This window comes from Bacillus sp. AM1(2019) (assembly GCF_009906915.1).
In the GTDB taxonomy this organism is placed as follows: domain Bacteria; phylum Bacillota; class Bacilli; order Bacillales; family Bacillaceae; genus Bacillus; species Bacillus velezensis.
The window spans coordinates 2,142,778-2,168,264 of record NZ_CP047644.1 but is presented as its reverse complement, the minus strand read 5'-3'; the positions used below and the strand labels follow the sequence as shown (position 1 = coordinate 2,168,264).

Sequence of the window (25,487 nt, the reverse complement as noted above, 5' to 3'; positions counted from 1 at the left end):
TTCTTTTTTTGATTTGTTTGTAGTAAGTATCTTAATAAACGGCTTTATCGGTACTGATATTAATCACATGCGTCACCTCTTGCAGCAAAGCGGCTTCTGCGACATTTTGTCCGCCGATAAGGTTGGTTTGAATGGCTTCAAAGGGATTATCCTCACATGTCGGAACCTGCTTCAGCGCAGCTGTGTGAAAGACAATATCAACACCTTTCATCACTTGGTTGACTCTTCTGTAGTCACGAACATCGCCGAGCACAAATGACAGTCTTTGTTCATCCGCGTATTTTTGTTTCATCACATATTGTTTGCTGTCATCTTTGCTGAACACAATGACTTCTTTAGGGGTTAAGAGCAAAAGGCGTTTTACTATTTGGCTTCCGATTGATCCTGTCCCGCCTGTGACGAGAACAGTTTTATCGTGAAAAAACGGTTGTAGCTCTACTGCTTGCTGTTTAGGCATGGCTTATCCTCCAACTCTCGTTTCTCTACCATGCATCATATGTTGAACAATTTCAGCGAGTTAATGAAAGAAACCAATAAATCAAAAATTAGAGAAAAACATTAATCTGATGCGCTTTCATATCGCTTTGCCCGATTAATAGAATAGAAATCACAAATAAAACATTGTACTAAATGTTCATTTTAAATATTTGCTCACGTCAATTCTTTCTCTTCATAAATTCTCACATGCGGACAATCTTCACAAAAACTTAACACTGACATTCCTGTATGTATTTTACAATTGATGTGCACGTTCATAAAAGGAGGAAGGAAAATGAATCATTCAAAAACACTTTTGTTAACCGCGGCAGCCGGATTGATGCTCACATGCGGTGCGGTTTCTTCCCAGGCCAAGCATAAGCTGTCTGATCCTTATCATTTTACCGTGAATGCGGCGGCGGAAACGGAACCGGTTGATACAGCAGGTGATGCAGCTGATGATCCTGCGATTTGGCTGGACCCCAAGAATCCTCAGAACAGCAAATTGATCACAACCAATAAAAAATCAGGCTTAGTTGTGTACAGCCTAGAGGGAAAGATGCTTCATTCCTATCCTACCGGGAAGCTGAACAATGTTGATATCCGCTATGATTTTCCGTTGAACGGAAAAAAAGTTGATATTGCGGCGGCATCCAATCGGTCTGAAGGAAAGAATACCATTGAGATTTACGCCATCGACGGAAAAAACGGCACATTACAAAGCATTACGGATCCAGACCGCCCGATTGCATCAGCAATTGATGAAGTATACGGTTTCAGCTTGTACCACAGTCAAAAAACAGGAAAGTATTACGCGATGGTGACAGGGAAAGAAGGCGAATTTGAACAATACGAATTAAATGCTGATAAAAATGGATACATATCCGGCAAAAAGGTAAGGGCGTTTAAAATGAATTCTCAGACAGAAGGGATGGCAGCAGACGATGAATACGGCAGTCTTTATATCGCAGAAGAAGATGAGGCCATCTGGAAGTTCAGCGCTGAGCCGGACGGCGGCAGTAACGGAACGGTTATCGATCGTGCCGACGGCAGGCATTTAACCCCTGATATTGAAGGACTGACGATTTACTACGCTGCTGACGGGAAAGGTTATTTGCTTGCATCAAGCCAGGGTAACAGCAGCTACGCGATTTATGAAAGACAGGGACAGAACAAATATGTTGCGGACTTTCAGATAACAGACGGGCCTGAAACAGACGGCACAAGCGATACAGACGGAATTGACGTTCTGGGTTTCGGGCTGGGGCCTGAATATCCGTTCGGCCTTTTTGTCGCACAGGACGGAGAAAATATAGATCACGGCCAAAAGGCCAATCAAAATTTTAAAATGGTGCCATGGGAAAGAATCGCTGATAAAATCGGCTTTCACCCGCAGGTCAATAAACAGGTTGACCCGAGAAAACTGACTGACAGAAGCGGAAAATAAACATGAAAAAAGCAGCTTATCCAAGCTGCTTTTTGATGTGAAGAGCGTTTCATGAGAAAGTCTTGGAACGGATAGCCGCAAGCACAGCCGGAAGCTGGTCATACGTGTACGCCGGTACTGTCTCTTGGTAATTAAGCGCCGCGGTTTGTTTACGTTCACCCGGGTTTGTCATATAAAAATGGATCTTATCCGCAAAGTCCGCAAGCCCGCTGTAAGAAACAAAGGATGAAAACGGGGGCGCGGGAGAAAGGTCTGTCAGCTGAAAGGCCTGACAAGCCGCAATGTCTAAGCTTCTCGTATTTAAACTGATATTTTCGATGCCGCGTCCGTTCTGATTGAGCGCAAACCGATAAGAACGGTGAGGGTTTAAGACCACGTCTGCGCTGTTGTAATATAATGCGGCACGTTCGGGTGCAATCCATTCATCCATTACGAGCACATTTTGCTGCCTGGCGATTTTTTTAGGCAGATGTCTGCGCCATCCCTTCCCGATGATACGAAGCGTATACGGAAGCTTCGCCGCTGCTTTCACCAGTTCAACGCGGTTCGGGTAAGGGTATCCGATCAGAAGCAGATTTGTGTGAAGAGAGGCTTCAGCAGGTTGTTTCTTAAAAAGCCGCTGATTAACGGGGATCGGGACATAATATACGTGCTGTAAGCCCATTTGCCGGTAAGCATCAAGCGCGTTTTGTTCTATCGTCAAAACGGCATCGGCGAAAGGGGCGATTGTCATGCTCACATCGAAATAAAAAGGATCTTCCGTCATCCATAGATAAACGGGAATCTGTTCTGTCTTCAGCCATTGAAGCCATTCAGATGGAATACGGTCTCCCGTCATCATCAGGCTGATGTCTGGTTTGAATGCCCGTATACTGCGGATGGTATCTTCCTCAAACTCAGAAACAGAAAAAAAGCGGACGGAAGACTGTAAAAAGCCTTCCTCGATCCAGCGGTCAAAATACGTGTATATGCCTTTATATCCTGAACGGATATATAAAACGTTCATATGCTGTTACGAAGTGAACGTGACACTTTCAACTTTGTCGACGTCAAGCAATGTTGTAGCAGAGCCTGCCGGTGTAACGGAATTTTCCTGCGTAACAAAAACGATTCCGTGAATTTCGTCAAAGGCAACAAATTGAACCGGGCCGATCATGTCTCCTGAATCCATCACAATGCTGATGACAGTGCCGGGCTGAATTCTTGCAAAAATCCATCTCGCCGCTAATGAAATACCGCTTCCCAATACAGATTGTGCGCTGAGACTGTCTTTCGCCGCTGCTTCATCTACTTTTGCATCAATTGCCGATTCCAATAAATCTTTTACTTTGTTTTCCACATTATCTCCTCCATCTGTGCCGCCAGATAAAGCGCTGTTGTCAAATACAGGGGCTAAAAGAGTTTTCAATAACTCCTTTTTAAGCTCCAAACGATCCTCGCTCATGCGAACATACACCTCCTTTAACAATTTCAACCTCACGTTTATTCATATTCCTGATTGAAGAGATTGGTATAAGTCGAATGCCGTTTTGCTTGTGTTTTTTTCAATATTTAATCAAACAGCTGAATTTTCGAATCAGGCTTTGTTTGCCTATGCGGATTGTAAGAGTATGACATACGTTGTATAGATTAAAAAATGAAGGAGAGGAATACTTTGGATTCAGAAGAAACTGTAAAACACGGGGGTTTTGAGGAGGAATTTCAGCTCGTACTGCTTCTTCTTCTTTTGTTATCCCGTCAGCCGTCCGGAGATCATTCAGATTTGCGGCGTCAGCTTGTAATGGCAAAAGAGCTTGGGGTTCCTGTATCACGCGTCAATCTGATTAACGGCAGCACACTGCAAAACGTAATTGTCAAAGAAGTGCTGTCAGATTTGGCCGTTTTTCAAAATCCGCTCAATAATACGAGATCAAACGTCGCGATTTCAAGCATCGTCAGCTGGGGTGCTTTTTAATAACGGATATCAGGCTCTGTCTCTTTCGGAGCCGTTTTTTACGTTTTACAGAAGGGGTGATGGGATGGAAAAGAAGATCTCAATTATCTTAACGAGTTACAACAAACCGGATCTTGTGAAACAGGCGATTGAAAGTGTTTTGCATCAGACCTACAGCAATTGGGAGCTGTTTGTGATGGATGATCATTCAAATGAAGAAACTTCGGCTGCCATCAGTACGTATATAAAAGATCCTCGCATATATTATGACAACAGTTTTATCAATCCTGCCGAACGGCTGAAGTCGACCCGGTATGCCGTTTTGATTAATGATGCGCTTTCACGGGCTAAAGGCGAATACATCACTTATTTGACAGACGACACCGTATTTCATCCGGATAGGCTCAGCCGCATGGCGGAAGTTCTTAATCAATGCAGCGGGTTTGATGCCGTCTATTCCAGCCAGAAGGTGATACATGTAAACGGGCGCGGAACAGAACAATTCCACTTCTATCGTTTTGCTGAAGAGGTGCTTGATCAGGCCGCTTTTCTCGTTGATCACTGTTCGGTGATGCACCGGAGATCATTGCTTGAGCGTGTGAAAGAGAAGTTCGGCAGCTTTTGGGACGAAGATGTTATGCATTGGAATCACGGAGACTCTGTTTTTTGGAGCAGGCTCAACACATTTACATCATTTCTGCCGATAAAAGAAGTGTTGGATACGACCTATAAAACACCCCACTCATTTCAGAACACGTATCAATCGCTTCCGTCTGTCCTGATCGACGGGTCCTTTGTAAAGGGGACGGATCAGAAAGTATATCAGCTTGACCGAAATAAAAGGAAGCCTGTAAACGAGCGCTGGCATACGTTATATGAAGGGCGAACCGTCGTCATTCCGGATCCGTTTTTATTTCAATATGAGGAAGAGAACTCCGTCAGTATTCCGAATTTTCAGCTCGTCAGGGATCAGTTTCATGTTTATTTTATAGAAGACGGGGAGAAAAGGCTGGTTGATCATAGCGCATTTCGCTTTTACCGATTTAAACGGCATGACATCCCGGCTTTAGAACGGGACGAAATACAAGCGCTTCCGGACGGTCCGCCGATCAGCCGGGGGACATCGGGCTGTATTCAACATCTGCCCGGGAGAATGCTGTTTCGCATTGAACGGGAATTTTATGTTTATTTGAGAGGGGTTCTCCATCCGATCAGTCATGACGTAGCGAAACGCTTTTTTGCGAATCAGAAGGCGATACCCATTTCCTTTCAGCAAATTAAACAATTACCAATTGGAATGCCGTTCTATCCGGTGTACGATGAAATTATGAGAAATCTCAATATAACAAAAGGTTGAGAGATGCAGTTGGATGTGTAAGGAAAAGGAGAGCTTTTATGACCGATCAATTTGATAAAACCGAGAAGCAGTATATAGAGCTTACTTCCGGCATTCAGAGGTTCGAGCATTTCAGTGTATATACGGACCCTTTTTTGCCGCAGATTTTTTCGCATAACTTTATTCAGCTGCACCATACATTTCCGTTAGACAAACTCCTGCCGTTTTTTTCGTCCGTTCCGGGCATGCTTCAAGCCAATTATATTCATGTGAAAGCGGCTCCGGAGCACACGTTTCCGCTTCTTCTGAAACAAACTCTGGTAAAGCAGGGCTGCGTAGTGGAAGATGAGCTGTTTTTTGCAAGGAAACTGGAAAATGGGGACCTGCAGGCCGGACACCCGCTCACTGCTTGGGGAACGGAAAAAAGCCTCGCCGACGGGTCGTCTATTATGAACATCTATGATGCCCTTTACATTGGCGAGGCGGCGGCCGAACAAAAGCTTGAGCGGAAATATCCTTTGTATAAGGACGGAACGGTTATGCTTGTCGTGTGCTACAGCGATGCCTCACAAACGATTCCGATCGGCTGCGGAGAGCTTTTCATCAACAAAGCAGATAAAACCGCAAAAATAGAAGAAGTCGCAATTCTGGATCAATTCCAACGAAAAGGCTACGGATCGATATTGATGAATGAGCTGATGGCGGCGGCAAAGCTGAACGGCATGGAAACCGTATACCTTGTGACGTCCGGGATGGACGGTGTAAACCGCTTTTATGAAAAACTCGGCTTCAAAAGATTTCGGCGCGTGCATACAATTTTTCATTATTTTCTTACATAGTTGGGCATTCGCATAAACCAATTGGGAGTTGGCCCGCATACAATGCCGTATATCGTAAGAAGAAAGGATGATTTGCGTATGTACGGATACGGATATGGCTACGGCTGCGGCAGTTTTGGCTATGGTTACGGGCACGGCGGCTGCGGAGGCGGAACCAGCACTTTTGTGCTGATTGTGGTATTGTTTATTTTATTAATCATCGTCGGTGCGGCTTTTATTTGTTAGACTGAAAAAAATCCTATAATGAAAATCAGCCTGCAGAGAACATCACTTTCTGCAGGCTTTTTGTTATTTCCATGCTGAAAAATCAGCTTGAAAAACATTTTAATACATATTACCTTTCTGGAGAAGGGGGCGAAAATGTGGACATAACGATTGAAGAATTACCTGAATCAAGAATTGCTTATTTCCGAAACGTCGGAGAGTATGGCGGAAAGCAAAACAAAGAACTGATGGAGTCATTTAAAAACTGGGCGCAATTGAATGGTCTGCTTGATCATTCTGTCATTTTAGGAATTCCGCAAGATCATCCGAATCGTACTCCTAAAGAGAAATGCCGCTATGATGTTTGTCTTGTTATCAATCAAGACCATGTGCCTGAACCAGCCCGGATCGGTACATTTTCCGGAGGGAAGTACGCTGTTTTCTTGCTTGATCATACAAAAGAGGCAGTCAGTGGATTTTGGAACACTGTTTTTTCTGAGATCGAAAAAAATAATTTATCAATCAGAGAACAGCCCATTATCGAAAGGTATACTTTACAAAAGGTGAATCATCATTTGTGTGAAATATTGATTCCCATACAGTAAAGAAGACGGGAATTTTCCGCTTTCTGCTTATACTGATTCAGATCAAAAATGATGTGATGATGAGCTGAGCAAAGAATAAAATCAACAATAGGAATAGAATTTCCAGAACGCTCTTCAGGCTGTCGGACATCTCCGGCAGCCTGTTTTACAGAAAGGTATTTTCTGCAAAAAACTTTCTGAAGGATAAGAATGCGGTTATTCATCTGTTCATACAATGAAGCAAATGGGTTTTCGAGGTGGAAAGATATGGGGAGCTATTTAATCAAACCGGAGCTTGACGGGAATTATCCGTCAGTCAGTCATGGAAAGGGATCATATGTGTATGATCAGGAGGGGAACAAGTATCTTGACGGAGCATCGGGGGCGGTCACTTGCAATATCGGCCACGGCACGGAGGATATTATACAAGCTTTAAAAGAGCAGCTTGACTCCGTTTCGTTTGTGTATCGCTCGCAATTCACCAGTACTCCGGCAGAAGAACTGGCTTTATTCCTGGCCGATCATCTGCCGGGCGGGCTGAATTGGTCATTTTTTGTAAACAGCGGCTCAGAGGCAGTCGAAACAGCGATGAAAATAGCCGTTCAATATTGGCAGGAAAAAGGGCAATACCAAAAATCCGTCTTTCTATCAAGATGGGGCAGTTATCACGGTATTACTTTGGGAGCGCTTTCATTATCAGGATTCTACGAACGGAGATACCGCTTCACCCAACTGCTTGAACGGTTTCCGGCCGTTTCAGCGCCTAATATGTATCGTTCTGAGCTGCAGGGAGAGGAATTTGTGAAGGCTGCGGCGGCTGAACTGGAAACGGCTGTTCAGCGGGTCGGTTCCTCATTTATCGCGGGATTTGTCGCAGAACCGATTGTCGGAGCAGCCGGGGCGGCCATCACTCCGCCGGCAGATTATTATGAAGCGCTTGAGGATGTCTGCCGCAGGCACGGTATTTTGTTTATCGCGGATGAAGTCATGACGGGGCTCGGGAGAACAGGGCGGATGCTTGCTTCTGAGCATTGGAGGATCGCACCTGATATCGCGGTGCTCGGAAAAGGGTTAGGCGCCGGTTACGCTCCGATAGCGGCAGCTGTTGCGTCTGATGACATCGTTGAAACGATCAAGCGGGGCTCCGGGGTCATTATGAGCGGACATACGTACAGTGCCAACCCATACTGTGCAAGAGCGGCGCTTGAAGTGCTTCGCTATGTTAAGAAACACGAGCTGCTTCGGCAGTCAGAGGAAAAAGGCGTAATGCTGAAACGGAAATTAGAAGAAATCAAAGAGCGCAGCGGGGTGATTGGGGATGTCCGCGGTAAAGGCCTCCTGATCGGGGTTGAATTCGTTAAGGATAAAACGACGAAGGACGTTTTTTCGAAAAAACAGGCCTTCACCGAAAAAATCATTAAAGCGGCAAAAAAACGGGGCCTGCTTATTTACCCTGCAAAGCCCGGTATTGACAGCGGGGAAGGAGACGCCGTCATCATCGCCCCGCCGTTCACGATTTCATATGCTGAGCTGGATGAGCTGTCAGATCTATTTTCCCAGGCCGCAGAAGAAGTTGAAAAAATGATGAAGAAGGATTGAGCTGATATGTCTATTTTTCATAAAAAAACCGATATTCATGAAGCAATTGCCGATGTCAAGGACGAATCTGTCATCATGTTCGGCGGTTTTGGGGGAGTGGGTTCACCTCCGTCATTAATCGAAGCGATTTTGGAAAGCGGCGTTAAAGAGCTGACCGTCATCTGCAATGATGCCGGATTTCCGGAAATCGGCATCGGCCCGCTTATCGTTCATAAACGGGTAAAAAGGCTGATCGCTTCCCATATCGGCTCAAATCCTGTCGCGGGCAGGCAAATGACTGACGGAGCGCTTGAGGTGGAATTTTCGCCGCAAGGGACGCTTGCTGAACGGATTCGCGCAGGCGGAGCGGGGCTAGGCGGTATTTTAACTGATATCGGCATTGATAACGCAACCGTTTGTGAAAACAAAGAAACCGTAACGATTGACGGAAAGTCCTATTTAGTTGAAAAAGCGCTGACGGCTGATTTCGCTTTTGTGTCCGCACATACTGCTGATGAATTTGGGAATCTGACGTTTGACAAAACGGCGCGCAACATGAACCCTCTGATGGCTGCGGCGGCCGAAAGAACATTTGCTGAGGCTGCAGAGATTGTGCCTGCCGGCGAACTTGACAGCGAGCATATTGTAACGCCGGGCGTTTTCGTGGAGGGTGTCGTGCAAAGTGAAGGAGTGAAGTGGAGATGGGCTTGGGAATAGCGGAAAGAGAGAGTATTGCGAGGCGGGCCGCCAGTGAAGTTACCTCAGGAATGATCGTCAACTTGGGGATCGGCATTCCTTCTTTAGTGCCGAATTTTCTGCCGGACGGCATGGAGGTAATGCTGCAGGCGGAAAACGGCGTCCTGGGGATCGGCGGAAGTCCGGAGCGCGGAGAAGAGGATGAGCTTTTATGCAATGCGGCCGGATTTCCTGTCAGTACAGTTAAGGGTGCTTCCTATTTTGATTCAGCTCTGTCTTTTGCCATGATCAGAAAAGGGCTGATAGATATTACCATTTTAGGCGCGCTCCAAGTCAGCAGGACAGGTGATCTCGCCAATTGGCTCGTGCCGGGGAAAAAAGTGCCCGGAATGGGCGGGGCGATGGAGCTTGCCCAAGGCGCGAAAAAAGTGGTTGTCGTCATGAGCCACACCGATCAGAAAGGCCGGCCGAAGCTGGTCGAAAGCTGTTCGTTGCCGCTTACAGCAGCGAGCTGTGCAGATCTCATCATTACAGAGAAAGCCGTCATCAGCATAGATGATGGGGCTTTTGTTCTTGAGGAACTGCTGAATGGCACGACCATAGACGATGTCATTCAAACAACGGATGCCGAAATCAGATTGGGAGAATGTTTTCTTAAAAGGGGGTCTGTCCATGGATCAATTAGAAAAGAAAGTCACTGAGTGGGCGGAAGAAAACACAGCAAAAGCGGTAAGCTTGCTGAAACGGCTGATCGGGGAAAAAAGCACGTTCGGCCATGAATTTAACGCACAGGCAGTCGTTTTAGAAAAACTGAGACAGTTTGACATGGATATTGATGTATGGGAGCCGAGTGTCAAACATTTGAAAGAGCATCCTTATTTTGTATCGGAACGCGAAAATTTCCATGAAAGCCCGAATATCACAGCCGTAAAAAAAGGGGCCGGGGGCGGAAGATCACTGATACTGAACGGACATATTGATGTTGTCCCGGAAGGAAATCCCGCCGCATGGACGTATGAACCGTTTACCGCTGTTGAAAAGGACGGCAAAGTTTACGGCCGCGGTTCAACGGATATGAAGGGCGGCAATACAGCCCTCTTGTTTGCGTTAGAAGCGCTTGAAGCCTGCGGGATTACGTTAAAAGGAGATGTTCTGTTTCAAAGTGTCGTAGATGAAGAGTGCGGCGGCGCGGGAACGCTGTCGGCTGTTATGAGGGGCTACAAGGCTGACGGGGCGCTTATTCCGGAACCGACTAATTTAAAGCTGTTTGTTAAGCAGCAAGGATCTATGTGGTTCCGCATTACGGTAAGAGGATTGTCCGCACACGGCGGCACCCGCTATGAAGGGGTGAGCGCCATTGAAAAAAGCCTGCATGTCATCACAGCCCTTAAAGAGCTTGAACACGTCCGCAACGCCCGTATCACAGACCCGCTTTATCGGGACGTTCCGATTCCGGTTCCCATTAATATCGGCACCGTCCAAGGGGGAACGTGGCCATCATCGGTAGCTGACCGTGTGGTGATAGAAGGCAGGTGCGGAATAGCGCCGAATGAAACGCCGGAAGCAGTAAAAGAAGAACTGGCAAGCTGGCTGAAAGATTTGGAGTACCGGGATGAATGGTTTAAACACCACCCCGCGGAAATAGAATGGTTTGGGGCTCAGTGGCTTCCGAATGATCTCCCGGATGAGCATCCGCTGATTTCCGCTCTGGAATCTTCTTTTGAGAAAATGAAAGGGGCAAAACCGGTTCGTGAAGCGTCCCCGTGGGGAACGGACGGAGGGCTTTTGCAGCACGCGGGACAGACGCCGGTCATCGTCTTCGGTCCGGGAGAAGTCAAGGCGGCGCATCAGGCGAATGAATACATTGAAATCCGGGCGTTAATCGATGCCGTCAAAATCATTTCTCTTTTTATGATGGAATGGTGCGGGGTGGCAGATGGGGGTGACGGAGCTGATAAAGGAACTGAGGGCTGAAAAGGGGGCGGCTGAGATTGATGCAGACCGTTTCAATGAGCGGCTCAGAGTCATTCGTTATGACGGGCAGATTACGGCGCTTATTCCGGCCGTTTTGGCAGAAGCAAAGCAAGAAGGAGCCCAAAAGGTAATTTTCTTTGCTAAGCGCGGCGATGAGCCGGAATTTGTCAAGCATCTTTTTATTGTTGAGGGTGTCATAGACGGGTATTACAACGGGCATGAGGCTGTTGTGATGGTGCGCTATTTATCAGAGGAACGGAGACGGTCAGATTCATATGTATCAGAAGATTCGACTGTTGACCGTTTATATGAGACACCGCAGCGGGGACTGACTCAGACTGAAAGCGCGCTGATGTTCAGAAAAGCGGACGAAGATGATGCAGACCGCTTATCGCACTTATATAAACATGTTTTTCTTACCTATCCGACTCCTGTCTTTAATCCCCTTTATATTAAAAAAACAATGAGAGAAAACACCATCTATTATGCCGCATTTGATCAGGATCGTCTCATTGGGGCGGCAAGCGCAGATATCAATCCGGTATTGGGGCACGCTGAAATGACCGATTGCGCGGTTCTGTCAGATTACAGGGGGAACTCCGTAACAGCACACTTGTTTAAAGCGTTGGAGCAGGAACTCGCTGGCCGGGGAATCATTCATCTTTTTTCCTTGGCCCGTGCAGCGTCTTACGGGATGAATGCCGTTTTGTACCATGCGGGATACGGCTACAGAGGCAGGCTTGTGAACAACTGCCGCATTTCAGAAGGGCTCGAAAATATGAATATATGGTGCAAGACTTTACGTTTGGCCATTCATAAGGAGGAATTCGTTTGACAAACAAATGGTTTCAGCCAAAGCGTCATTGGAAGGAGATTGAATTGTGGAAAGATGTGCCGGAAGAAAAGTGGAATGATTGGCTGTGGCAGCTCACCCATACTGTAAGAACCGTCGATGACCTGAAAAAAGTCATTCATTTGACCGAAGAGGAAGAAGAAGGCGTCAGGATGTCTGTAAAAACCATTCCCCTGAACATTACGCCTTATTATGCTTCTTTAATGGATCCCGATAACCCGAGATGTCCGATCCGCATGCAGTCCGTGCCGCTGTCAGAAGAAATGCACAAAACGAAATATGACCTTGAAGATCCGCTGTTTGAAGATGAAGATTCACCGGTTCCCGGTCTTACGCACCGCTATCCCGACCGCGTTCTTTTTCTGGTGACAAATCAATGCTCGATGTATTGCCGATACTGCACAAGAAGGCGTTTTTCCGGACAGATCGGAATGGGGGTGCCGAAAAAACAGCTTGATGCGGCAATCGCTTACATCCGGGAAACGCCGGAAATCCGTGACTGCCTGATTTCCGGCGGAGACGGGCTTTTAATCAACGATCAGATTCTGGAATATATTTTGAAAAACCTGCGTGACATTCCCCACCTTGAAATTATCCGGATCGGAACGAGAGCGCCCGTCGTATTTCCGCAGCGGATAACGGATAACCTTTGTCAGATTTTGAAAAAATATCATCCGGTCTGGCTGAACACTCATTTTAATACGAGCATCGAACTGACGGAAGAATCGGTTGCGGCGTGTGAAAAGCTCGTTAACGCAGGTGTTCCGGTCGGTAACCAGGCCGTTATTTTAGCAGGCATTAACGATTCGGTGCCGATTATGAAAAAACTCATGCATGATTTAGTGAAAATCCGCGTGCGTCCGTATTATATTTATCAATGTGATTTGTCAGAGGGAATCGGCCATTTCAGAGCGCCTGTGTCAAAAGGGCTGGAAATCATTGAAGGACTGAGGGGCCACACAACGGGCTTTGCCGTGCCGACCTTTGTCGTCGACGCCCCGGGCGGAGGCGGTAAAATCGCCCTGCAGCCGAACTACTTGCTCTCCCAAAGTCCGGAGAAAGTTGTGATCAGAAACTTCGAAGGGGTGATTACATCTTATCCCGAGCCGGAAAACTATATCCCGAATCAAGCCGACCACTATTTTGAATCTGTTTTTCCGGGAACGATGGCTAAACAAGAGCCGGTCGGACTGAGCGCCATTTTCGCGGACAAAGAGGTTTCGTTCACACCGGAAAATGTATCGAGGATCGACAGGAGGAAAACGTTTACATCAAATCCTGATCATGAAACGCTGAAAGACCGCAGGGAAAAGAGAGATGAATTAAAAGAAAAGAAATTTATTGCACAGCAAAAGAAAGAGCAAAAAGCAGGATCGGAAGTCGGAGGTGAATCGCCGTGAAGCCATGCGAGTGGTGCGGCAATCAGAAGGCGTCAGCTTGTCAGGCGGCTGTGTACTGGGAGCTTCCTGACGGTACGAGGGCCATAGAAATTACAGAAACACCTGCATTCGCCTGTTCCTCCTGCGGCATGACTTATCAGGAGGAAGCGGTCATAGCAGAAATCGAAAATCAGCTTTTTTTAGTCAATGCAAAAAAATTACCGGAAACACTCACATATCAAGAGCTGATGGAGACAGAACGGATCTTGAAACGGAATTATTTTGACTTCTCCTAGTCTTCTTTTGTTGTAATTTCACACTTGAATTGTATAATAGTACAACAAAAGACAGTCATCAGGAGGGGAAACCCATGAAATCCTTTTATCACTATTTGATGAAATACAGGCATCCCAAACCGCAGGACGCAATCAGCCGGTTTGCGAATCAGGCATACGAAGATCACGGCTTTCCGAAAACGTCAAGCGATTATCACGAGCTCAGTTCTTATTTAGAACTGAGCGCCGACTATTTAGAAACGATGGCGACATTTGATGAAGCTTGGGAAAAATATGAGACCGAGGTGCATCACGCCTGACGAAAAACCGCACATTGTGCGGTTTTTTTCTGTTGAAATCACTCGCTTATGAGGTGCCGTATGATCAAATCCCGCAACGCCGTCCGTTTTGATCAGCACGTAAACAAATCTTCCTGACGGCACGTATCTTAAGGCAGTAGAATGTATAGCTGCAGAGTTCACCGGATCAGGCCTGCTGCCGGTGGGGTCCCGTGTAAGGAGCCTCTTTTCACGGAGAAATAATCAAACATTTAAATGAAGTGATTAGGTAAGACTGATGAGCCACTGACGTTTGGACGGAAAAGGGATTTTATGTGACAAGGTTGAAGCGGATTGAAGTTGTGCCTTCATTGAAAGCCGAAATGAGTTTGGTTCTTCATGATACACAAGCCATTGCAAATATGCAGCCGGAATTGGATCTCCCTACACCTTCGATGATTTGTTTCACGGCAAATCTTGAACATCACGGCGGTGTGTCAACATGCCTTCGGGCCGGGTATTTTCCTTTGCGTCATAGAGAAAAAAACAAAAACTCATAAAAAATAGAAGCTTTTTGTCTCAGCATTGTTACTGCTCATTCGATCGAGAGCGGAATGTCATCGGACGCTTCTGTTTACGATAAGTGAAAAAACGCACAAGCATGTTGCGGTTTTTGACATTTTGAACAGGTGCAGAAATAGATATTTCCTGTGGTTTTCATGCCCATGCGAAATTATGGCGGCCGGCATACGATAGCGTATGACAGTCCGCGGCAAGGGGGAGACAGCATGAAGCCAGATAAACCGAAATTTCAAGTGGGAGACATCGTGGTCGTCGTGATGTACGGAACCGTCGGCACCATTACGAAGGTTCATCAAATTGATAAACATTATCTTTACGAAGTCAATCATAATGAAGTGCTTTATTTTGAATCGTCCATCCAGCTTTATAAAGATTATGAGGGCGTGATCGTCGATATGGAGAAATTGGATATTGAATATGAATTTCTGATCGGCGACGTCGTATATGTAAAGGACTACGGAAAGGAATTATTCCGTGTCATCGGCCACAGAACTGAAATATGGAGATATTTAGAGGATGGCTGGGAGGATATTATTTATGAGCTGACTCGGCTGAAAGACGGAGAGTGGCTTGAAACGGAGGAAGAGGATCTCACGCTGGTTCTGAGAAAATATGAAATGGATCAGTTTGTGCATCAGCTGCTGTTTGTCCACTATGTTGGGGAAGCATCTCATGAGATCGGCGAGGATACCGTCGCGTCTGCTCTTCTTCAGTTTGAAGGCGATGCTGATGATCCCGATACCCTGCATGTGCTGGCGGTATCGATTGTAGATGAGCTGCTTGATATTTATAACGATTATAAGATTCTTTATCATTTGTTCGGTGACGAAGAATATAAAGATATGATGAATTTTGTGCTGGAAAGCCTGCGGGAGCATTTCAGCTAGCCGGCAAAAAACGGACGGTGACATATAAAAACCAGGGCAGACAGCCGGCAAAGATTACAAACGACATTCCTTTCAGCACTTTTTCCAATACGATATCAAATCCATCTCCGTCCAATAAAGCCATCATTTTCGTCATCATCTTTTCTCCCTCCGGGGCTTGTTTTTTAAAAGTATATGAGCGGACAAAACGTTTAGAACTTTCGGGTATAATTTGAACGGTTTTTTCATAAAACATAAAAAAGGAGGCGGTGTTTGCATGAAAGAAATAGATCTTGTGATTGACACAGAAGAAATAGCTGATTATTTTTACAGTCAGCTTGCTATGCGCGGGTACATACCGAGTGAAGAGGAAATCTTCGAAATAGCCGACATCACCTTTGATTATTTATTAGAAAAATGTATGATAGACGAAGAGCTTGATGAAGACTGAAACTGCGGAACCGAAGTGAAAAAGCTTCGGTTTTTTCAATCGGCTCGGGAGAATGAAACATGGGGGGAAAACGTTGTACAAGCCAGCAAGTCTTTTCGCATTGTTTATTCTGCTCGCAGCAGCGATCCGGATAGAAGCCGTCCGGGCTTTTGATGAGCGCGTGATAGAAGCGGCTGTCAGGATCAGGTCTGCCTGGCTGAATGAATTGATGTTATGGATAACGGAGCTCGGCACGACCGCGGTGCTTTTGCCGCTTCTTCTTTTGACAGGCGCGGCTCTGTATATGTACAAAAAAACGCCGGATGTTGTTTTTTTGCCGCTTCTCTTTCTCATTGAACGGATTGTAAACATAAAAATAAAAGGATTGATTGAAAGAGCCAGACCCGCTTTTGAACCGCTCGTCCATGAAACCTCATACAGTTTTCCGAGCGGCCACTCCATGAATTCGGCAGTGATGTATCCCGTCATCGCTTACTTTTTGATCAAGCATGTTCCGTTTTTCACGAAAAGAAAGCGGGCCGTCACCGTCTTTACCGGAGTTCTCGTCATTCTGATCGGACTCAGCAGAGTTTATTTGGGCGCGCATTTTCCGACGGATGTCCTTGCCGGATTCAGTCTCGGACTTTGCCTCGTTTCGCTTTTTGCGCTCTTTGACGAAAAGTATCATCCGTTTCGACAAAAATAGAGACAGGAAAAATGAGAAAAAACGCTAATACTATTAAGAAATAAGAGGGAGGGATCTTGATGCTGTTATCGCTGCCCGTGTTTAAAAAAAAGACTTGCGCCTATGATGTGACGATTTTTCAAACACCCCGCTACGGCGAGAAAAAGGGATACAGGGTCGTCTATCGGACAGAGCTGGCCGCTGACAATCATCAAGACGCACTGGAAAGGGCATTTTCTGTTTTTAATGTGCCTGATACGGTCCCAAACGACTATCAAGCCAGATTCATAGCGACCGGAGATGTCATACTCATAGACGAAGGAAGAAAAGGAAAGACCTATTACAGGCTTAACCCTGCGGGATGGAGCAAAATTAACCGGCTGCTCGTCCAGCCGAGGTAAGACGGGCCGGCTGAATCTTCAGCCGGCTTCCGTATTGTCTGGGAAAGACAGTGTTAAGGCTTCCGTTTAGCGGCGGAATGCTCTTTTCCATGCGCTTCATCAGCTGCAATGACGTCTGAAACGGGCACATGATTGTTCTTTTTCTGGCCGGTCACCCGGTTGCGCTGTTTTTTGCCCATTATGTTCACTCCTTTTTCTTTAGGCTTGTCATCCCGCATATTCTGCCCAAGATCGCCCTGATCATGCTGATGATTGTCTCTTACCGTTATTCAGTGTACAATGGGTGGGAGTTTGAATAGGCAGGAGGAAAAGGAAATGAGTGTACATATAAACGCAGAAAAAGGCCAAATTGCGGATACAGTGCTTTTGCCGGGAGATCCGCTCCGAGCGAAATTTATTGCGGAAACTTATCTTGAAAATGTGGAATGCTATAATGAAGTCAGAGGAATGTACGGATTTACGGGTACATATAACGGCAAAAAAGTATCAGTCCAAGGCACCGGCATGGGTGTTCCGTCTATCTCTATTTATGTGAATGAACTGATTCAAAGCTATGATGTTCAAAACTTAATCAGAGTCGGCTCATGCGGAGCCATCCGTAATGACGTGAAGGTGCGTGATGTGATTTTGGCTATGACGTCTTCAACGGATTCACAGATGAACCGTGTCGCCTTCGGCAGTGTAGATTATGCTCCTTGCGCAGACTTCGAACTGCTCCATAAAGCATACCAGGAAGCGCAAAAAAACAATCTTCCCGTAGCGGTCGGAAGCGTATTCACCGCCGATCAGTTTTACAATGAAGACTCCCAAATCGAAAAGCTTGCCAGATACGGCGTCCTCGGTGTAGAGATGGAAACGACTGCTTTATATACGCTTGCCGCTAAATACGGCAAAAAAGCGCTGTCTATCCTGACTGTAAGCGATCACGTATTAACGGGAGAAGAAACAACGGCAGAAGAGCGTCAAACGACTTTTCATGATATGATTAAACTGGCGCTGCATACTGTATCGTAAACTTGAGATGAGGGTTATGCTGATTAAAGCAGCCCTCTTCTTTATGCATCGCCCTGATTCAAAAAAAGAAAGGTAAGGGTAAAATGAAGAAATCCACTAAATGGTTCTCGCTCGCTGCCGCTCTCAGCGTAACCGCAATCGTGGGAACCGGCTGCAGCATTTCAGGCGGCGACAGCCACAAGGACACAAAAACAGCAGCTGAAACAAAACAATCCGATGACACATCAAGCAAAAAAACAACGAAGACAGAAAACAGCGATTTTGTATTGGAGAGTAAATATTTTAATGATATTAAAGAAGTGAACGGGCTTGAGACCATTCAAAATCCGACAAATACACTTGCGCTCGTGAATAAGACATACACGCTGCCGGGAGATTATAAACCGAATGATCTCGTGATCCCGAAAGTCGAATTTTCTTTTACTGAGAAAATCGAGAAACGATATATCCGCAAACCTGCCGCCGATGCTTTGGCGGAACTATTCAGCGCCGGGAAAAAAGAAGGTTATGACCTGGTTGCCGTTTCAGGATACCGCTCTTATGACAGACAGAAAGTTATTTTCGATAATGAAGTCAGTCTGAAAGGTGAAAAAAAGGCCAAAGAAGCCGTCGCATATCCGGGGCAAAGCGAACACCAGACGGGGCTTGCCATGGACATTTCCAGCAAAAGCAACGGATATGAGCTGAATGAAGCGTTCGGAAACACGGCGGACGGCAAATGGGTGAAAGACCATGCGTATGAATACGGCTTTATCATCCGCTATCCTAAAGGCAAAGAAAATGTCACAAAGTATGAGTATGAACCATGGCATTTACGCTATGTAGGCAAAAAAGCGGCAAAAGCCATCCATGACCATCAATTAACGCTTGAAGAATATTTTAATGAAGTAAAGAAAGTGTAATGAGATGAAGCCCGCTTGAAAAATAGAAAGCGGGCTTTCTTTATTACCAGAAGAGTAAACCTCCAAGCGCAAATCCGGTAATTAAACCAAGGCCGATACCGTAGGCTGCTCCCCAGCCTCCCCAGCCTCCCCAATAGCCGAACCCGTATCCTCTGTGACGGCCGCCGACAGGGGCGATATACACTTTGCTATTAGTCACCCGTACGATTCTTCCGACGTGGACTCTGCCGTTTCGTTCTGTAATTCTTGCTACTTTTCCCTGGTGCTGCCGGCAAAGATGATAATAGTTTTGCATCTTTTCTCCTCCTATCCAACCTATCTTTCTATGTCAGCTTATGATAGAGTGCGGTAAAAAGGTTGGACGAAAACAGGAGGACAATCGCCGTTTTACTTGTAAGCGACAAAAGCGCAGTGTCCCATATATTCACGGTACGTCTGCATAAGCTCGTAATGAGCCGTCAGCGTATCGTAGTGAACCGGCTGAATAACGGGCGATAAATCCATTTCTGTAGTCGGCTCCTGCGCATTGTTTTCATAGACAGCGGGAATGAAATCCGCTTTCTGAAAGCCTTGCTGAAGCAATCTCTGTTTCCATGCCGTTTCATCCTGCAATACGGTAAAACCGTAGAAGTCTTTTATCTGCGTGATGGCGTTTTCCGGCATGGGCTTTTGTAAAGCAGCTTCAATGCCGATCAGCATACCCCCGGGTTTAAGGACCCGCAGGATTTCAGACAGCGATGAATCAAGATTTGAAAAGGTGAGAACTGATTCGGAAAGAACGGCGGAAAATTGATTTTCAGCAAATGGAAGCCGCTCAAGCTCCGCCAAATAGCCCGGAATGGTTAAGCCTTCAGCGGCAAATCGTTTTGCTGCTTTTTCAAGCATAAGGGGATCCTTATCAACACAGGTGACGGGATACAGCAGGTGGCCGAGATAAGCGGCCGTCTGTCCCGTTCCGCAGCCGGCGTCAAGAATCGGTTCGCCAGGAGGAGGAGCCGCTTTTGTGAGAACGGCTTTGGAAAAAGCGAGTCCGCCGGGGTGAGCCCCTCCGACTCCGAATAAGGACAGCATTTCTAAATATTTGCTCAAAGGCCGAATCCTCCTTTTTTCCTCAGCATATGTTGAGAGAAAAGCATAGGTTTGGGTAAACGGGAAAGAAGGGCGCCTCACGTTTGAAGTTGACGAATGAGCGTTCGTCTATGATAATAATGTAAGAATAAAAAGGTGGTGTTTTCTTGAAGCGGCAATTTAAACTGTTTTTTATTATATTGATCACCGCGGTCGCAGCCTCGGCGCTTACGCTGTTTATCACGGGCAATACGACCATTTTCGGACAAGGCTCGGCTGCTTTGACGAACAGCAAATTTGAGAAATTCAATAAAGCCTACGAGCAGATTAAAAGTGATTACTATCAAAAAACAGATGACAGCAAATTAGTAGACGGAGCGATAAAAGGCATGATCAGTTCCCTGAATGATCCATATTCTTCTTATATGGACCCGCAGGAAGGAAAGTCTTTTGAAGAAACAATTTCCGCTTCGTTTGAAGGCATCGGCGCACAAGTGGAAGAAAAGGACGGCAGCATCCTGATCGTATCGCCGATTAAAGGGTCACCTGCGGAAAAAGCGGGGGTTAAACCGAATGACCAGATCTTGAAGGTCAACGGCAAAAGCGTTAAAGGCCTTAATGTAAACGAAGCCGTCGCATTAATCCGCGGCAAAAAGGGAACAAACGTCAAGCTCGTGCTGCACAGAGCGGGTGTCGGCGATCTGAACCTGTCGATCAAACGTGACACCATCCCGGTTGAAACGGTGTACTCTGAAATGAAAAAAGGAGACATCGGCGAAATCCAAATCACATCCTTCTCCGAATCGACGGCAAAAGAGCTGAATTCAGCCATTGACAGCCTCGAAAAACAAGGAGCGAAAGGATACATTCTCGATTTAAGGGGCAACCCGGGCGGACTGATGGATGAAGCCATCAAAATGAGCAACATGTTTATCGATAAAGGGAAAAATATCATGCAGGTCGAATACAAAGACGGCACGAAAGAGGTCATGAAAGCGACGAAAGAGCGAAAAGTGACAAAACCGACAGTCGTCCTCGTCAATGACGGCACCGCGAGCGCCGCGGAAATCATGTCGGCTGCGCTGCATGAATCATCGGGCATTCCGCTGATCGGCGAGAAAACGTTCGGAAAAGGAACCGTACAGACGGCAAAAGATTACAGCGACGGTTCTACCGTTAAACTGACAATCGCTAAATGGCTGACAGCGGACGGAGAGTGGATTCATAAAAAAGGCATCAAACCGCAATATCAGGTTAAGCTTCCTGAATATGCGAACCTGCCGTATTTAGATGCGAAAAAAACATACAAATACGGGGATTCCGGAACCACCGTCACCAATGCGCAAAAAATGATGAAAGCGCTGGGGTACAGCGTGAAAGTAAACGGCACGTATGATAAAGCATTTGAACAAGCCGTTAAACAATTCCAAGCAAAAGAGAAACTGAAACAAACAGGCATTGTAACGGGAGACACAACGGCAAAATTGATGACGGATCTGCAAAAACAGCTTGCGGACAACGATACACAAATGAAAAAAGCCGTTGAAACATTAAATAAGAATATGAAATAGTAAAAAACACCCGATGCGTCGCTCGCGCATTGGGTGTTTTTTGTTTGCGAAAAGCCCGTCTTATGTCGTTTCCTGTTCAAAAAGGTGGCTGTTCGCCTGAATGAAAAACTGTGATTGCTCATAGTGATAGGTGACTTTTGAGTAGTCAAACGGCTGGCCGTTGGTTAAATGAAAAATCGTTTCAACGCAAAGCTTAGGCGCTCCTGTAAACAGACCTAAGTACTCCGCTTCTTCCTCATTTAACATCCCCGCGTACAGATATAAATCTGAAAAACCGCGCTTTAACCCGAGACCTTCACTAATATAATCAAATATTGATTCTGCCACGATCTCTTTATTCAAATACGTAATAATCGATTTGTTGTAAAATGACTCTTCGATACACAATGTCAGCCCGTCAATATATCTGATTCGCTTAACATAATACACGTCGCCGTCAGGCGGCATATTCAGATTTTGGGCAGCCTCAGGCGTGGGTTTTCTCACTTCCAGCGCTAATAATTTGGAAGTGACATTAAAATCTTCAAGTGATTCTTTAAATCCCTGATTAGAAAGCAGACTGATATACCCTTTTCTTTTATTCCGTCTGACAAAAATGCCGCTTCCCCTCACTTGAAACACAATCCCCTTTTTTTCTAATAAATCCAAGGACTTGGTGATCGTGCTTTTGCTCACGTTAAACCGGGTCATTAAGGTTTGCAGCACAGGCAGTTTATCCCCTTGCTGCAGCTGATGTTCTTCTATGTATTTTTCAATATCTATCGCGATTTGCTGGTATTTTAACATATACATTCCTCATTCATTTATTGTCCCGCTTCTTTCAGAATTATAGCATAATCGTTTTTAAAAGCCATTTCGTAAATTAACTATAATTGTTTATGTATTGATAAATTATACCGGTACAATTATAATGTAAACGTATAATATGAAAATAAAGGCAGGAATTCTTCTACACTATCGAAGCGGATGCTTGAAGCGGCTGCAGTGCATTTATTCGGCATGCAAGCGGCAGTCAAATAAAGGAGGATATAAACGATGGGGACATTTCCAAAAGATTTTTTATGGGGAGGCGCTCTCGCCGCCCACCAATTTGAAGGGGGATGGAATAAAGGCGGCAAGGGGCCGAGTGTAGTGGACGTCATGACGGCAGGCGCGCATGGTGTGCCCCGGAAAATAACAGATACAATTGAAGAGCGGGAATTTTATCCGAATCATGAAGCGATCGATTTTTATCATCGTTATAAAGAGGACATCGCATTATTCAGCGAGCTGGGTCTGAAATGTTTAAGAACGTCCATCGGCTGGAGCAGAATTTTTCCTAAAGGTGATGAAGCGGAGCCCAATGAGGAAGGATTGGCTTTTTACGACCGGGTGTTTGATGAATTGCTGAAACATGGGATTGAACCGGTAATCACGCTGTCACATTTTGAGATGCCGCTGCATTTGGCGAGGGAATACGGCGGTTTCAGAAACAGAAAAACAGTCGGATTTTTTGTGAAATTCGCTGAAGTGTGTTTTGAACGCTATAAACATAAGGTGAAGTATTGGATGACGTTTAACGAAATCAATAATAAGATGGATGTGAATAATCCGATCTTTTTATGGACGAACTCGGGCGTCGCCGTCAAAGAAAACGAAAACGCAAAAGAAGTCATGTATCAGGCCGGCCATCACGAACTGCTGGCAAGCGCATTGGCTGTTTCGAAGGGAAGAGAAATCAATCCCGAGTTCAGGATCGGCGCGATGGTATCACATGTTCCGATTTACCCGTACTCATCTCACCCCGATGATGTGATGCTGGCTGAAGAAACGATGAGACAGCGTTTTTTCTTCCCGGACGTGCAGGTTCGCGGATATTATCCAAGCTATGCGTTAAAAGAATTTGAAAGAGAAGGCTATCAGATACACTTTGAAGACGGTGATGAAGAGATTTTGAAAAACGGCCGGGTGGACTACCTCGGATTCAGCTATTACATGTCTACAACCGTAAAAAGTGATGTATCAAACGATAATACCGGAGATGTCGTAAACGGAGGATTGCCAAACGGCGTGGAAAATCCTTATATTACAGCGAGTGATTGGGGCTGGGCGATTGACCCGACCGGTTTACGGTACACATTAAACCGCTTATACGACCGCTACCAGATTCCATTATTTATCGTGGAAAACGGATTTGGCGCCATTGACACATTAGAAGAGGACGGTTCAATTCATGACACTTCAAGAATTGAATATTTATCGTCACATATAAAAGCTTTGAAAAAAGCAATCACATATGATGGTGTGGATGTAATGGGCTATACACCATGGGGAATTATTGATATCGTGTCATTTACAACCGGAGAAATGAAAAAACGCTACGGCATGATTTATGTTGATCGGGATAATGAAGGCAACGGTTCAATGAGGCGGCTTAAGAAAGACTCATTTGAATGGTATAAAAAAGTGATTGAAACAAACGGCTCATATGTATCCTAAAGGTGTAAAAAGGGAAGGCTTCACCGTTGTGTGAAGCCGGCTTTTTATCAGTAATTTTGAAAGCGCATTCATTCAAGCGGGAAGGAGGTGACTGTCCGGCTTTTCATTTAGGATCGCTTATAAAAATAAGGAAAGGGATGGTGGCTCATGTTTTTTAAAAAAGGTCTGCACATGACGCTGGTTTTTCTTATGTTTTTCTTTTTCATATCAAGCAGCATGACCGAAGTGTATGCGGCTGATCGGAAGGCTTCAGACAAAAACAAAGTAAGGGTGTGGTTCAGTTCTGAAAAAGATCCGGCTTCCCGTACGTGGTATGACGGGCCGCAGGAAGTGAAATACGCCTTAGACGAACAAACACCGCTTACATTGACAAAAAAGAAGGCTTCTGACACCGCCGCCGTGTATATTGATCCGTCGCGCCGCTATCAAAGTGTGTTAGGCGTAGGATCGTCCCTGGAAGAATCCACAATCCATAATTTATCAAAAATGACACCCGCAAAAAGAAAAGAAGTGCTGAAAAAACTGGTTGATCCCAAAGATGGTATCGGCATGGACGTTATGCGCATAACAATCGGGACATCTGATTTTACGGCACAGGAATTTTATACGTATGATGATATGCCTGAAGGCCAAACAGATCCTAAGCTCCGTCATTTCTCGATCCAAAAGGATATTGATTTACACATTACAGCAACCATCAAGGAAGCGCTGGCGATAAATCCGGAACTGAAAATCATTGCTTCACCGTGGAGCCCGCCGGCTTGGATGAAAACGAATGAAAACCTTAAGCGGGGAAAGCTGAAAGATAAATATATCGGCGAACTGGCCGTTTACTTCCGCAAATTTATTGAGGCGTACGAAAAGCAAGGAATTCCGATTTATGCCATGACCCTTCAAAATGAACCTTTGCTGGAAATCGACTATCCGAGCATGTATATGCCGCCGTCTCAGCAGCGCAAACTGGCACTGGCCTTAAAAAAAGAAATGAAAAAACACGTAATTGACACGAAAATTTGGATTTATGATCACAATGCGAGCGGGGCGTGGAACTATATTCCGCCGATTTTAGATGATAAAAAAGGAAACCGGGCGGCAGACGGCATCGCTTTTCACGATTATGACGGTGACCTTTCCGTCATGTCGGAGATCGGAAAGAGATATCCTGATCAATCTATTCACTTAACGGAGCGGTCTGTCTGGGGGACGGCAGGGGCGGACCGGATCGCGCAGTATTTCCGCAACGGCGCGTCGAGCTACAATGCGTGGGTGACGATGCTCGACAGTCAAATCAAGACGCATCATTGGATAGGCACCCCAGACCCGACGCTGTTTATTCAGGATGCTAAAAACCCTGACCGCTATTGGAATATCCCGATCTTTCATATGACAGGCAACTTAAAAATTTATCGACCGGGGAGCAAAGCGGATAGAAAGTAATTACGGCTCCAAAAACACAGTCTCGAATGTATCGTTCCTTAATCCTGATCAATCCATTGTGACAGTCGTAATCAACCAGACATCCGCCGACCAAAAATTCCATGTCGTTTCAGAAAATCGGCAGTTTGAAGCCGTCATCCCGGCTAAAACCGTGGCTACCTACAAATGGAAGAGAAAAAAGTAAAAACCGGCACATTTAC

30 protein-coding genes and 1 pseudogene are annotated in these 25,487 nt (G+C 45.7%); 23 read left to right on the top strand and 8 right to left on the bottom strand.

All coding sequences use genetic code 11. The features are described from left to right. Nucleotides 1-31: 31 nt before the first annotated feature. Entirely contained in the window at nt 32-457 is a 426-nt protein-coding gene (locus tag GNE05_RS10380) for an SDR family NAD(P)-dependent oxidoreductase (protein WP_003153663.1), read from the bottom strand. A 315-nt stretch (nt 458-772) separates the two neighbouring features. Between GNE05_RS10380 and phyC the strand changes: the two genes are divergently transcribed. Then, complete coding sequence (gene phyC / locus GNE05_RS10375; protein WP_039254819.1) at nt 773-1,924, top strand: 3-phytase; 1,152 nt, start codon at nt 773-775, stop codon at nt 1,922-1,924. 49 nt (nt 1,925-1,973) lie between these two features. Here the strand turns inward: phyC and GNE05_RS10370 are convergent, their stop codons facing one another. Beyond that, a complete protein-coding gene (locus GNE05_RS10370; protein WP_080130161.1) occupies nt 1,974-2,930 on the bottom strand; it encodes a CgeB family protein in 957 nt (318 codons plus the stop codon). A 6-nt stretch (nt 2,931-2,936) separates the two neighbouring features. Further along, nucleotides 2,937-3,368, bottom strand: a complete 432-nt coding sequence (locus tag GNE05_RS10365; protein ID WP_014418148.1) for a hypothetical protein — start codon at nt 3,366-3,368, stop codon at nt 2,937-2,939. A 210-nt stretch (nt 3,369-3,578) separates the two neighbouring features. Here GNE05_RS10365 and cgeC point away from each other — a divergent pair, with 210 nt between their 5' ends. From cgeC to GNE05_RS10295, 14 genes are all read left to right on the top strand, one after another. Beyond that, on the top strand, nt 3,579-3,878 hold the full coding sequence (gene cgeC, locus GNE05_RS10360; protein ID WP_007407929.1) for a spore maturation protein CgeC: 300 nt from the start codon (nt 3,579-3,581) through the stop codon (nt 3,876-3,878). Between the two features lie 64 nt (nt 3,879-3,942). Further along, nucleotides 3,943-5,214, top strand: a complete 1,272-nt coding sequence (locus tag GNE05_RS10355) for a glycosyltransferase family 2 protein (protein ID WP_021493928.1) — start codon at nt 3,943-3,945, stop codon at nt 5,212-5,214. A gap of 38 nt (nt 5,215-5,252) precedes the next feature. Continuing rightward, nucleotides 5,253-6,032 (top strand): GNAT family N-acetyltransferase, encoded by a 780-nt coding sequence (locus GNE05_RS10350; protein ID WP_017417993.1) that lies wholly within the window; start codon nt 5,253-5,255, stop codon nt 6,030-6,032. A gap of 78 nt (nt 6,033-6,110) precedes the next feature. Then, a complete protein-coding gene (locus tag GNE05_RS10345) occupies nt 6,111-6,257 on the top strand; it encodes a YjcZ family sporulation protein (RefSeq protein ID WP_014418145.1) in 147 nt (48 codons plus the stop codon). Between the two features lie 137 nt (nt 6,258-6,394). Next, entirely contained in the window at nt 6,395-6,841 is a 447-nt protein-coding gene (locus GNE05_RS10340) for an AraC family transcriptional regulator (RefSeq protein ID WP_031304075.1), read from the top strand. A 246-nt stretch (nt 6,842-7,087) separates the two neighbouring features. Next, the gene (locus GNE05_RS10335) at nt 7,088-8,419 is read left to right on the top strand and encodes an aspartate aminotransferase family protein (protein ID WP_021493926.1); all 1,332 of its coding nucleotides are present in this window, start codon (nt 7,088-7,090) and stop codon (nt 8,417-8,419) included. A gap of 6 nt (nt 8,420-8,425) precedes the next feature. Then, the gene (locus GNE05_RS10330; RefSeq protein WP_017417988.1) at nt 8,426-9,115 is read left to right on the top strand and encodes a CoA transferase subunit A; all 690 of its coding nucleotides are present in this window, start codon (nt 8,426-8,428) and stop codon (nt 9,113-9,115) included. After that, nucleotides 9,100-9,795, top strand: coding sequence for a 3-oxoacid CoA-transferase subunit B (locus tag GNE05_RS10325; protein WP_021493925.1), 696 nt, complete (start codon nt 9,100-9,102; stop codon nt 9,793-9,795). The genes GNE05_RS10330 and GNE05_RS10325 overlap by 16 nt, the downstream gene beginning before the upstream one ends. Then, nucleotides 9,767-11,068, top strand: a complete 1,302-nt coding sequence (locus GNE05_RS10320) for a peptidase (protein ID WP_017417986.1) — start codon at nt 9,767-9,769, stop codon at nt 11,066-11,068. Before GNE05_RS10325 ends, GNE05_RS10320 begins: the two co-directional genes overlap by 29 nt. Further along, nucleotides 11,031-11,903: a putative beta-lysine N-acetyltransferase gene (ablB, locus tag GNE05_RS10315; RefSeq protein WP_014418140.1), complete on the top strand. Its 873-nt coding sequence runs from the start codon at nt 11,031-11,033 to the stop codon at nt 11,901-11,903. Before GNE05_RS10320 ends, ablB begins: the two co-directional genes overlap by 38 nt. Then, nucleotides 11,900-13,321 carry a lysine 2,3-aminomutase gene (ablA, locus tag GNE05_RS10310; RefSeq protein ID WP_160182729.1) on the top strand — a complete coding sequence of 474 codons (1,422 nt, stop codon included), beginning with the start codon at nt 11,900-11,902 and terminating at the stop codon, nt 13,319-13,321. Before ablB ends, ablA begins: the two co-directional genes overlap by 4 nt. Next, nucleotides 13,318-13,596: a YokU family protein gene (locus tag GNE05_RS10305; protein WP_012117773.1), complete on the top strand. Its 279-nt coding sequence runs from the start codon at nt 13,318-13,320 to the stop codon at nt 13,594-13,596. Before ablA ends, GNE05_RS10305 begins: the two co-directional genes overlap by 4 nt. Nucleotides 13,597-13,670: 74 nt before the next feature. Beyond that, entirely contained in the window at nt 13,671-13,895 is a 225-nt protein-coding gene (locus GNE05_RS10300) for a YozE family protein (protein ID WP_003153684.1), read from the top strand. A 746-nt stretch (nt 13,896-14,641) separates the two neighbouring features. Next, complete coding sequence (locus GNE05_RS10295) at nt 14,642-15,322, top strand: hypothetical protein (protein WP_014418138.1); 681 nt, start codon at nt 14,642-14,644, stop codon at nt 15,320-15,322. Here the strand turns inward: GNE05_RS10295 and GNE05_RS20990 are convergent. Continuing rightward, entirely contained in the window at nt 15,315-15,461 is a 147-nt protein-coding gene (locus tag GNE05_RS20990) for a hypothetical protein (protein WP_201741777.1), read from the bottom strand. The two genes, GNE05_RS10295 and GNE05_RS20990, sit on opposite strands and share 8 nt — an antisense overlap. A 117-nt stretch (nt 15,462-15,578) precedes the next feature. Here GNE05_RS20990 and GNE05_RS10290 point away from each other — a divergent pair, with 117 nt between their 5' ends. From GNE05_RS10290 to GNE05_RS10280, 3 genes are all read left to right on the top strand, one after another. Further along, a complete protein-coding gene (locus GNE05_RS10290; RefSeq protein ID WP_003153696.1) occupies nt 15,579-15,752 on the top strand; it encodes a YozD family protein in 174 nt (57 codons plus the stop codon). 73 nt (nt 15,753-15,825) lie between these two features. Continuing rightward, nucleotides 15,826-16,437, top strand: a complete 612-nt coding sequence (locus GNE05_RS10285; RefSeq protein WP_110124202.1) for a phosphatase PAP2 family protein — start codon at nt 15,826-15,828, stop codon at nt 16,435-16,437. A 59-nt stretch (nt 16,438-16,496) separates the two neighbouring features. Further along, nucleotides 16,497-16,817: a YodL domain-containing protein gene (locus GNE05_RS10280; protein WP_003153700.1), complete on the top strand. Its 321-nt coding sequence runs from the start codon at nt 16,497-16,499 to the stop codon at nt 16,815-16,817. Nucleotides 16,818-16,870: 53 nt separating this feature from the next. Here the strand turns inward: GNE05_RS10280 and GNE05_RS10275 are convergent, their stop codons facing one another. Beyond that, on the bottom strand, nt 16,871-16,996 hold the full coding sequence (locus GNE05_RS10275) for a hypothetical protein (RefSeq protein WP_003153701.1): 126 nt from the start codon (nt 16,994-16,996) through the stop codon (nt 16,871-16,873). A 136-nt stretch (nt 16,997-17,132) separates the two neighbouring features. Between GNE05_RS10275 and deoD the strand changes: the two genes are divergently transcribed. Both deoD and GNE05_RS10265 read left to right on the top strand, forming a co-directional pair. Further along, entirely contained in the window at nt 17,133-17,831 is a 699-nt protein-coding gene (gene deoD / locus GNE05_RS10270; RefSeq protein WP_003153702.1) for a purine-nucleoside phosphorylase, read from the top strand. An 83-nt stretch (nt 17,832-17,914) separates the two neighbouring features. Continuing rightward, nucleotides 17,915-18,733, top strand: a complete 819-nt coding sequence (locus GNE05_RS10265) for a M15 family metallopeptidase (protein ID WP_003153703.1) — start codon at nt 17,915-17,917, stop codon at nt 18,731-18,733. A 43-nt stretch (nt 18,734-18,776) separates the two neighbouring features. Here GNE05_RS10265 and GNE05_RS10260 read toward each other — a convergent pair whose 3' ends face one another. Both GNE05_RS10260 and GNE05_RS10255 read right to left on the bottom strand, forming a co-directional pair. Beyond that, nucleotides 18,777-19,028 carry a hypothetical protein gene (locus GNE05_RS10260; protein WP_007612011.1) on the bottom strand — a complete coding sequence of 84 codons (252 nt, stop codon included), beginning with the start codon at nt 19,026-19,028 and terminating at the stop codon, nt 18,777-18,779. Between the two features lie 92 nt (nt 19,029-19,120). Further along, complete coding sequence (locus GNE05_RS10255; protein ID WP_007407947.1) at nt 19,121-19,822, bottom strand: class I SAM-dependent methyltransferase; 702 nt, start codon at nt 19,820-19,822, stop codon at nt 19,121-19,123. A 146-nt stretch (nt 19,823-19,968) separates the two neighbouring features. Between GNE05_RS10255 and ctpA the strand changes: the two genes are divergently transcribed. Beyond that, nucleotides 19,969-21,372, top strand: a complete 1,404-nt coding sequence (gene ctpA / locus GNE05_RS10250; protein ID WP_014418134.1) for a carboxy-terminal processing protease CtpA — start codon at nt 19,969-19,971, stop codon at nt 21,370-21,372. 60 nt (nt 21,373-21,432) lie between these two features. Here ctpA and GNE05_RS10245 read toward each other — a convergent pair whose 3' ends face one another. After that, nucleotides 21,433-22,158 carry a GntR family transcriptional regulator gene (locus GNE05_RS10245; protein ID WP_160182728.1) on the bottom strand — a complete coding sequence of 242 codons (726 nt, stop codon included), beginning with the start codon at nt 22,156-22,158 and terminating at the stop codon, nt 21,433-21,435. Between the two features lie 249 nt (nt 22,159-22,407). Between GNE05_RS10245 and bglA the strand changes: the two genes are divergently transcribed. Both bglA and GNE05_RS10235 read left to right on the top strand, forming a co-directional pair. Continuing rightward, nucleotides 22,408-23,850 (top strand): 6-phospho-beta-glucosidase BglA, encoded by a 1,443-nt coding sequence (bglA, locus tag GNE05_RS10240; RefSeq protein ID WP_160182727.1) that lies wholly within the window; start codon nt 22,408-22,410, stop codon nt 23,848-23,850. 147 nt (nt 23,851-23,997) lie between these two features. Further along, nucleotides 23,998-25,471, top strand: a pseudogene (locus tag GNE05_RS10235) (glycoside hydrolase family 30 protein). Nucleotides 25,472-25,487: the final 16 nt, after the last annotated feature.